Below are 7146 nucleotides of genomic sequence, written 5' to 3'. Positions count from 1 at the left end.
TCACCGCCGGTTCCCCCGTGCAGGGCGTCCGCTTGCAGAACCCCAACCCCACGAGCCCTATCGAGTTGGTGCTGTATCCGTCGCAGATGGACGGCCGCCGATTGGAGGTTGAGCGCGAGACATTCGAGCAGCACGGGCGGCTTGAGCACGACCTTGCCGAGAGCGTTGCGACTGCGCGGGATGCGCACGCGCCCGAGCTCGGGGGAGAGGATGAACCACGCTCCGCCGCCGACGAGGATGATCGCCACCAGCAGCAGTCCCTCCGCGGTGCCGATCTGAGTGGAGACGAGCGTGATCACGACGGGGGCCAGCACCCAGATGATCTCCTGCAGCGAGGCGTCGAGGGAGAACAACGGAGTGAGGTTCGACGAGTTCACGAGCTTGGGGTAGATCGTGCGGACCGCGGCCTGGACCGGCGGAGTGGAGAGGCCCGCGACCATCCCGAGCGCCATGTACCCCGGTACTTCGAGCGGGAGCAGGGCGAGACACAGCACCGCCACGACGCATACCGACAGGGTGAGGGTGATCACGCGACGCATGCCCCAGACGCCCATCCAGCGGCTGGTGATGGGGCCGGCGATCGCCTGCCCCACACTGGTCGCGGCGAGCACCAGACCGGCAGATCCGTAAGACCCCGTCTGCTGCTCGACATGCAGCAGGATCGCCAGCGACATCATCCCGTTGGGGAAGCGCGCCGTCAGCTGAGCAGCGATCATGCGCGCCACTCCCGGCGTGCGAAGAAGATCCCGATATCCCGCCACCAGACAACGGTACCGGCACCCGGCGGGGAGCGTCGAAGCGGGTACGGATGCGACACGCCGCCGACACGCCGAGAGGGAGTTTCCACAGGTCTCGGAATGTCCGAAGCCCCTCGTATGGTCGCCCCTGTGGACAGATCGCTCACGGGTGCTTCCCAGCCGCGATTTCCTGCGGTTCGAGTGTCCCCGTACGGGGCCTCTGCCTGTGGAAGAAACGGTGGAGAACCTGTGTTGTATCTGTAGAGAACGGTGGATAACTACAAGGATGTAACTACTACCCCTTGTGGTCGCCCCCAATGTCGGTCCCCATATGTAGTATTGAAGTCCCGGCAGGGGTCTACCGGGAAACAGCCTGATGAGAAGCAGGCCAGAGATTTGAGGGGTTACGAAAAAGATGTCGATCACGGTCTACACAAAGCCTTCCTGCGTTCAGTGCAACGCCACCTACCGTGCCCTGGATGCCAAGGGCATCGAGTACGAGATCCTCGACCTGTCGGAAGACCCGACGGCGCTCGAGCAGGTCAAGGCGCTCGGCTACATGCAGGCACCCGTCGTCGTCACCGACGAGGGTCACTGGTCGGGCTTCCGTCCCGACAAGATCGACGAGCTCGCCTCCCGTCTGGCGTGACGCCCCATGAGCGCCGTCGCGACCGCAGCGCCGCTCCTGATCTACTTCTCGAGCGTCTCGGGTAACACCGCGCGGTTCATCGAGAAGCTCGGGCTCCCGTCCCGACGCATCCCCCTCCACCGGCACGAAGAAGACCTCGTCATCGACGAGCCCTTCGTGCTGGTCACCCCCACCTACGGCGGGGGAGCAGGGCGCGGCGTCGAGAAGGGCGCCGTTCCGAAACAGGTGATCCGGTTTCTCAACGACGAGCGCAACCGGCGTCACATCCGCGGCGTGATCTCCGCGGGCAACACCAACTTCGGCGAGGCGTTCTGCCTCGCCGGTGACATCATCAGCCGCAAGTGCAACGTGCCTCACTTGTATCGGCTCGAGATCTTCGGCACACAAGACGATGTGGATCGCGTGAGCGACGGATTGGAACGACGGTGGCAGCTTCAGTGACCGAGACAGCGGCATTCAAGGCGAACCCCTCCTATGAGGGTCTCGACTATCACGCCCTCAACGCGATGCTCAACCTGTACGACGCGGACGGCAAGATCCAGTTCGACGCCGACAAGCGCGCCGCACGGGAGTACTTCCTGCAGCACGTGAACCAGAACACGGTGTTCTTCCACTCGCTCAAGGAGCGCCTGGACTACCTCGTGGAGAAGGAGTACTACGAGGGTGCCGTCATCGAGAAGTACTCGATGGAGTTCATCCAGAAGCTCAACGACCTCGCCTACGGCAAGAAGTTCCGCTTCGAGACCTTCCTCGGCGCGTTCAAGTACTACACGAGCTACACGCTCAAGACGTTCGACGGCAAGCGCTACCTCGAGCGTTTCGAGGACCGCGTCGTCATGACCGCCCTCGGACTCGCAGACGGCGATGAGAAGCTCGCCGTCGCCCTCGTCGAGGAGATCATCTCCGGCCGCTTCCAGCCGGCCACCCCGACCTTCCTCAACGCCGGCAAGGCGCAGCGCGGCGAGCTCGTCAGCTGCTTCCTGCTGCGCATCGAAGACAACATGGAGTCGATCGCCCGCGGCATCAACTCCGCCCTGCAGCTCTCCAAGCGCGGCGGCGGCGTCGCCCTGCTGCTGTCGAACATCCGCGAGTCGGGTGCGCCGATCAAGCAAATCGAGAACCAGTCCTCGGGCATCATCCCGGTGATGAAGCTCCTCGAAGACAGCTTCAGCTACGCCAACCAGCTCGGTGCGCGTCAGGGCGCCGGCGCGGTGTACCTCAACGCCCACCACCCCGACATCATGCGCTTCCTCGACACCAAGCGCGAGAACGCCGACGAGAAGATCCGCATCAAGACGCTGTCCCTGGGCGTCGTTGTGCCGGACATCACGTTCGAGCTCGCCAAGAACGACGAGGACATGTACCTGTTCTCGCCGTACGACGTCGAGAAGGTCTACGGCGTTCCGTTCGGCGACATCTCGGTCACCGAGAAGTACCGCGAGATGGTCGACGACCCGCGCATCAAGAAGACCAAGATCAACGCGCGCGAGTTCTTCCAGACCGTCGCCGAGATCCAGTTCGAGTCCGGCTACCCGTACGTCATGTTCGAAGACACGGTGAACAAGGCCAACCCGATCAAGGGTCGGATCAACATGTCCAACCTCTGCAGCGAGATCCTGCAGGTGAACACGCCGACCACGTACAACGCCGACCTGTCGTACGACAACATCGGCAAGGACATCTCCTGCAACCTCGGCTCGATGAACATCGCGCTGTCGATGGACGCCGACGACCTCGGACAGACCGTCGAGACGGCGATCCGCGCTCTCACCGCAGTGAGCGACCAGAGCCACATCGGCTCGGTGCGCTCGATCGAAGACGGCAACGACCGCTCTCACGCGATCGGCCTCGGCCAGATGAACCTGCACGGGTACCTCGCTCGCGAGCACGTGTACTACGGCTCCGAAGAGGGCATCGACTTCACGAACATCTACTTCTACACGGTGCTGTTCCACGCGCTGCGTGCGTCGAACAACCTCGCCATCGAGCGCGGCACCACGTTCGACGGGTTCGAGGACTCGACCTACGCATCGGGCGAGTTCTTCGACAAGTACATCGACCAGGCCTGGGTCCCCGCGACCGAGAAGGTCAAGGAGCTCTTCGCCGGCAAGCACATCCCGACACAGGACGACTGGGCTGAGCTGAAGGCGTCGATCCAGAAGCACGGCATCTACAACCAGAACCTGCAGGCCGTGCCGCCGACCGGTTCGATCTCGTACATCAACAACTCGACGTCGTCGATCCACCCGATCGCGTCGAAGATCGAGATCCGCAAGGAAGGCAAGCTCGGTCGCGTCTACTACCCGGCGGCGTTCATGACGAACGACAACCTGGAGTACTACCAGGACGCGTACGAGATCGGCTACGAGAAGGTCATCGACACGTACGCCGCGGCCACGCAGCACGTGGACCAGGGCCTGTCGCTGACGCTGTTCTTCAAGGACACCGCCACCACGCGTGACATCAACAAGGCGCAGATCTACGCATGGCGCAAGGGCATCAAGACGATCTACTACATCCGCCTGCGTCAGCTGGCGCTCGAGGGCACCGACATGGCCGAGTGCGTCTCGTGCATGCTCTGACCTGCTGTTGACCTGAGAACGACGCTCTGAATCCCGAGAAACGACGAAGAAAATGACTCCCGAAAGACTCAAGCTGGTCTCCAGCGTGCAGGCGATCAACTGGAACCGCATCCAGGACGACAAAGACCTCGAGGTCTGGAACCGTCTGGTGAACAACTTCTGGTTGCCCGAGAAGGTGCCGCTGTCGAACGACGTGCAGTCGTGGAACACGCTCACCCCCGACGAGCAGCTGCTCACCATGCGGGTGTTCACCGGTCTCACGCTGCTCGACACGATCCAGGGCACCGTGGGCGCGGTGTCGCTGATCCCCGACGCGATCACGCCTCACGAAGAGGCCGTCTACACGAACATCGCGTTCATGGAGTCGGTGCACGCGAAGAGCTACTCCTCGATCTTCTCGACGCTCGCGTCGACGAAGGAGATCGACGAGGCGTTCCGCTGGTCCACCGAGAACCCGAACCTTCAGAAGAAGGCTCAGATCATCATGGACTACTACCAGGGCGACGACCCGCTCAAGCGCAAGGTGGCCTCCACCCTGCTGGAGTCCTTCCTGTTCTATTCGGGCTTCTACCTGCCGATCTACTGGTCCTCGAAGGCGAAGCTGACGAACACGGCCGACCTGATCCGCCTCATCATCCGTGACGAGGCCGTGCACGGGTACTACATCGGCTACAAGTTCCAGAAGGGGCTCGAGAACGAGACCCAGGAGCGCCGCGATGAGCTCAAGGACTACACGTTCTCGCTCATGTACGAGCTCTACGACAACGAGGTGCAGTACACGCAGGACCTCTACGACGGCGTCGGTCTGACCGAAGACGTGAAGAAGTTCCTGCACTACAACGCCAACAAGGCCCTCATGAACCTGGGCTACGAGGCGATGTTCCCCTCCAGCGTCACGAACGTGAACCCGGCGATCCTGTCGGCGCTCTCGCCGAACGCCGACGAGAACCACGACTTCTTCTCGGGGTCGGGCTCGTCGTACGTGATCGGCAAGGCCGAGGCCACGGAAGACGACGACTGGGACTTCTGAGTCCGTCGCGTCGGCACCGGATTCGCTGACGTACCAAAGGCTCCGGCCGGCTGCTCGCCACGAGCGGCTGGTCGGGGCCTGCATTTGTCCCCCGGGGAGCCCGTCGACACCCGCCCGGACCTAGAATCATCCCGATGACCGAGGAGACCGCCGCCGAAGCGCGCGTTCGCGTGAAGGTGACGCGGACGCTCGTGCGCACCCCACTGGTCGTGGGGGCGGTGCTGCTGCTCGCGGCCATCGGTTTCACGCTCCTGGGCGACGACCTGAGCATCTTCCCGTTCCTGCTCATGCTGGTCGGGGGCTGGTGCTTCGGCTTCGCGTTCGTGAACGCGACCCTGGGCATGGTGCCGGCTCGCAACGGTGCGATTCTGCATCTCGGAGTCGCCATCGTGCTCGGGGCCGTCCTGGCCTTCGTGGTCGAGTTCGGGGGAGATCTGATCGAGCCGTTCCCCGATGAGGTGCGCGGCATCGCCGTGGTGCTGCAACTCGCGGCCATCTCGGCGACCGGATGGATCTGGCTCGCGCTCATCTCTCGGGTCACGGATCTCTTCGGGCGCAGAGACGCGAAGAAGAGGCCGTCGCCGCTCTCCTCCCGTTCCCACTCCGGTGCCACCGGCGACGGTCCGCCGTCATGCCGCCGTCGACGAACAGCGTCTGCCCGTTGACGAAGTCGCTCGCGCCACTGGCGAGGAACAGCAGGGCACCGACGAGGTCCTGGGTGTCTCCCCAGCGGCCGGCGGGCGTGCGTCCGCGCACCCACTGCGAGAACTGCTCGTCCGCGACGAGCGCCTTCGTGAGCTCGGTCGCGAAGTACCCGGGAGCGACCCCCTGCGGCCCACCCGTCCTGCTCGGCCCGCCCGGCGCCGGCGAGGTCGCCAAGGCCTGCAACCAGCTCGTCGTCTCCGCGACGATCATGGCGCTCGGGGAGGCCACCGTGCTCGCCGACCGCTCCGGCCTCGATCTCGACGCGTTGTGGTCGCTGCTGTCGGGCGGATACGCCGGATCGCGGCTGCTGGACAGCCGTCGCGAGAAGCTCATCACCGGCGACGACTCCCCCAGCGGCATCGCGCGGTACATGGTGAAGGACCTCGGCTTCGCGGCCGACATCGCCGATGCCACCGGCACCTCCCCCGTCCTGCTGCCCGCCCTGCGCGCGGCCTTCGACGAGCTGGTCGCCGCAGGTCTCGGCGACCGCGACATCGCCGTGTCACGACGCTTCATCGCCTCTCGTGACACAGGTGGCCACTGACCTGCCGTACAGCGATACGCTGAAACCACACCTTCTTCACCATCGAGGAGCCTTCTGTGCCCGAAGCATCAGCGAACATCGGAGTCGTCGGACTCGCCGTCATGGGATCGAACCTCGCCCGCAACCTCGCCAGCCGCGAGGGGAACACGGTGGCGATCTTCAACCGCAGCTACGAGAAGACCCAGACGCTCCTCGACGAACACCCCGAGGCCGGCTTCGTCCCGGCCCGCACCTACCAGGAGTTCGCCGACTCGCTGCAGAAGCCGCGTACCGCGATCATCATGGTCAAGGCCGGCGGCCCCACCGACGCCGTGATCGACTCGCTGGTCGAGGTCTTCGAGCCCGGTGACATCATCGTCGACGGTGGCAACGCCTACTTCCCCGACACCATCCGTCGCGAGAAGGCCGTGCGCGAGACCGGCATCAACTTCGTCGGCGCCGGCATCTCCGGCGGCGAGGAGGGCGCCCTCACCGGCCCCTCGATCATGCCCGGCGGCTCCGACGAGTCCTGGATCACGCTCGGACCGATCCTGAAGTCGATCGCCGCGATCGCCGAGGGCGAGCCGTGCGTCACCCACGTCGGCCACGACGGCGCCGGTCACTTCGTCAAGATGGTGCACAACGGCATCGAGTACGCCGACATGCAGCTGATCGCCGAGGCCTACGACCTCATCCGCCGCGGCACCGGCAAGTCGCCGGCCGAGATCGCCGAGATCTTCGCCGAGTGGAACAAGGGCGAGCTCGAGTCGTACCTGATCGAGATCACCGCCGAGGTGCTGCGCCAGGTGGACGCCTCCACCGGCCAGCCGCTGGTCGACGTGATCCTCGACCAGGCAGGAGCCAAGGGCACCGGCGCCTGGACCGTGCAGACCGCGCTGTCGCTGGGCGTCCCCGTCTCG

At 64.5% G+C, this 7146-nt stretch carries 8 protein-coding genes and 1 pseudogene; 7 read left to right on the top strand and 2 right to left on the bottom strand.

Annotated features, from left to right (window positions below):
* The coding region (locus KZA10_RS05165; RefSeq protein ID WP_308289591.1) for an MFS transporter at nt 1–761 on the bottom strand (761 nt) is incomplete at its 3' end.
* 391 nt (nt 762–1152) lie between these two features.
* Here KZA10_RS05165 and nrdH point away from each other — a divergent pair.
* From nrdH to KZA10_RS05140, 5 genes are all read left to right on the top strand, one after another.
* Entirely contained in the window at nt 1153–1386 is a 234-nt protein-coding gene (gene nrdH, locus KZA10_RS05160) for a glutaredoxin-like protein NrdH (protein WP_017828869.1), read from the top strand.
* 6 nt (nt 1387–1392) lie between these two features.
* A complete protein-coding gene (gene nrdI / locus KZA10_RS05155) occupies nt 1393–1827 on the top strand; it encodes a class Ib ribonucleoside-diphosphate reductase assembly flavoprotein NrdI (protein WP_055865024.1) in 435 nt (144 codons plus the stop codon).
* A complete protein-coding gene (gene nrdE, locus KZA10_RS05150) occupies nt 1824–3968 on the top strand; it encodes a class 1b ribonucleoside-diphosphate reductase subunit alpha (RefSeq protein ID WP_055865022.1) in 2145 nt (714 codons plus the stop codon). The genes nrdI and nrdE overlap by 4 nt, the downstream gene beginning before the upstream one ends.
* A 52-nt stretch (nt 3969–4020) precedes the next feature.
* The gene (nrdF, locus tag KZA10_RS05145; protein ID WP_017828866.1) at nt 4021–4998 is read left to right on the top strand and encodes a class 1b ribonucleoside-diphosphate reductase subunit beta; all 978 of its coding nucleotides are present in this window, start codon (nt 4021–4023) and stop codon (nt 4996–4998) included.
* 134 nt (nt 4999–5132) lie between these two features.
* Entirely contained in the window at nt 5133–5663 is a 531-nt protein-coding gene (locus tag KZA10_RS05140; protein ID WP_218682340.1) for a hypothetical protein, read from the top strand.
* On the opposite strand, the pseudogene KZA10_RS05135 reads toward KZA10_RS05140, so the two are convergent.
* Nucleotides 5623–5823, bottom strand: a pseudogene (locus KZA10_RS05135) (SDR family oxidoreductase); the annotation flags it as partial. The gene KZA10_RS05140 and the pseudogene KZA10_RS05135 overlap by 41 nt on opposite strands.
* Before the next feature lie 88 nt (nt 5824–5911).
* On the opposite strand from KZA10_RS05135, the gene KZA10_RS05130 reads away from it, so the two are divergent.
* Together KZA10_RS05130 and gndA are read left to right on the top strand one after the other, a co-directional pair.
* On the top strand, nt 5912–6247 hold the full coding sequence (locus KZA10_RS05130) for an NAD-binding protein (protein WP_258185976.1): 336 nt from the start codon (nt 5912–5914) through the stop codon (nt 6245–6247).
* Between the two features lie 56 nt (nt 6248–6303).
* Nucleotides 6304–7146 (top strand): NADP-dependent phosphogluconate dehydrogenase (gndA, locus tag KZA10_RS05125; RefSeq protein WP_218682339.1); only part of this gene is annotated, 843 nt, incomplete at its 3' end.

The organism is Microbacterium sp. BF1, from assembly GCF_019279095.1.
GTDB lineage: Bacteria > Actinomycetota > Actinomycetes > Actinomycetales > Microbacteriaceae > Microbacterium > Microbacterium maritypicum.
The sequence above is the reverse complement of the archived record's forward strand: the minus strand, read 5'-3'. Positions and strand labels throughout refer to the sequence as shown.

Coding starts and splice junctions, on each gene's coding strand:
- nrdH (WP_017828869.1), top strand. CDS start 1,153: ATGTCGATCACGGTCTACACAAAGCCTTCCTGCGTTCAGTGCAACGCC.
- nrdI (WP_055865024.1), top strand. CDS start 1,393: ATGAGCGCCGTCGCGACCGCAGCGCCGCTCCTGATCTACTTCTCGAGC.
- nrdF (WP_017828866.1), top strand. CDS start 4,021: ATGACTCCCGAAAGACTCAAGCTGGTCTCCAGCGTGCAGGCGATCAAC.
- KZA10_RS05140 (WP_218682340.1), top strand. CDS start 5,133: ATGACCGAGGAGACCGCCGCCGAAGCGCGCGTTCGCGTGAAGGTGACG.
- KZA10_RS05130 (WP_258185976.1), top strand. CDS start 5,912: ATGGCGCTCGGGGAGGCCACCGTGCTCGCCGACCGCTCCGGCCTCGAT.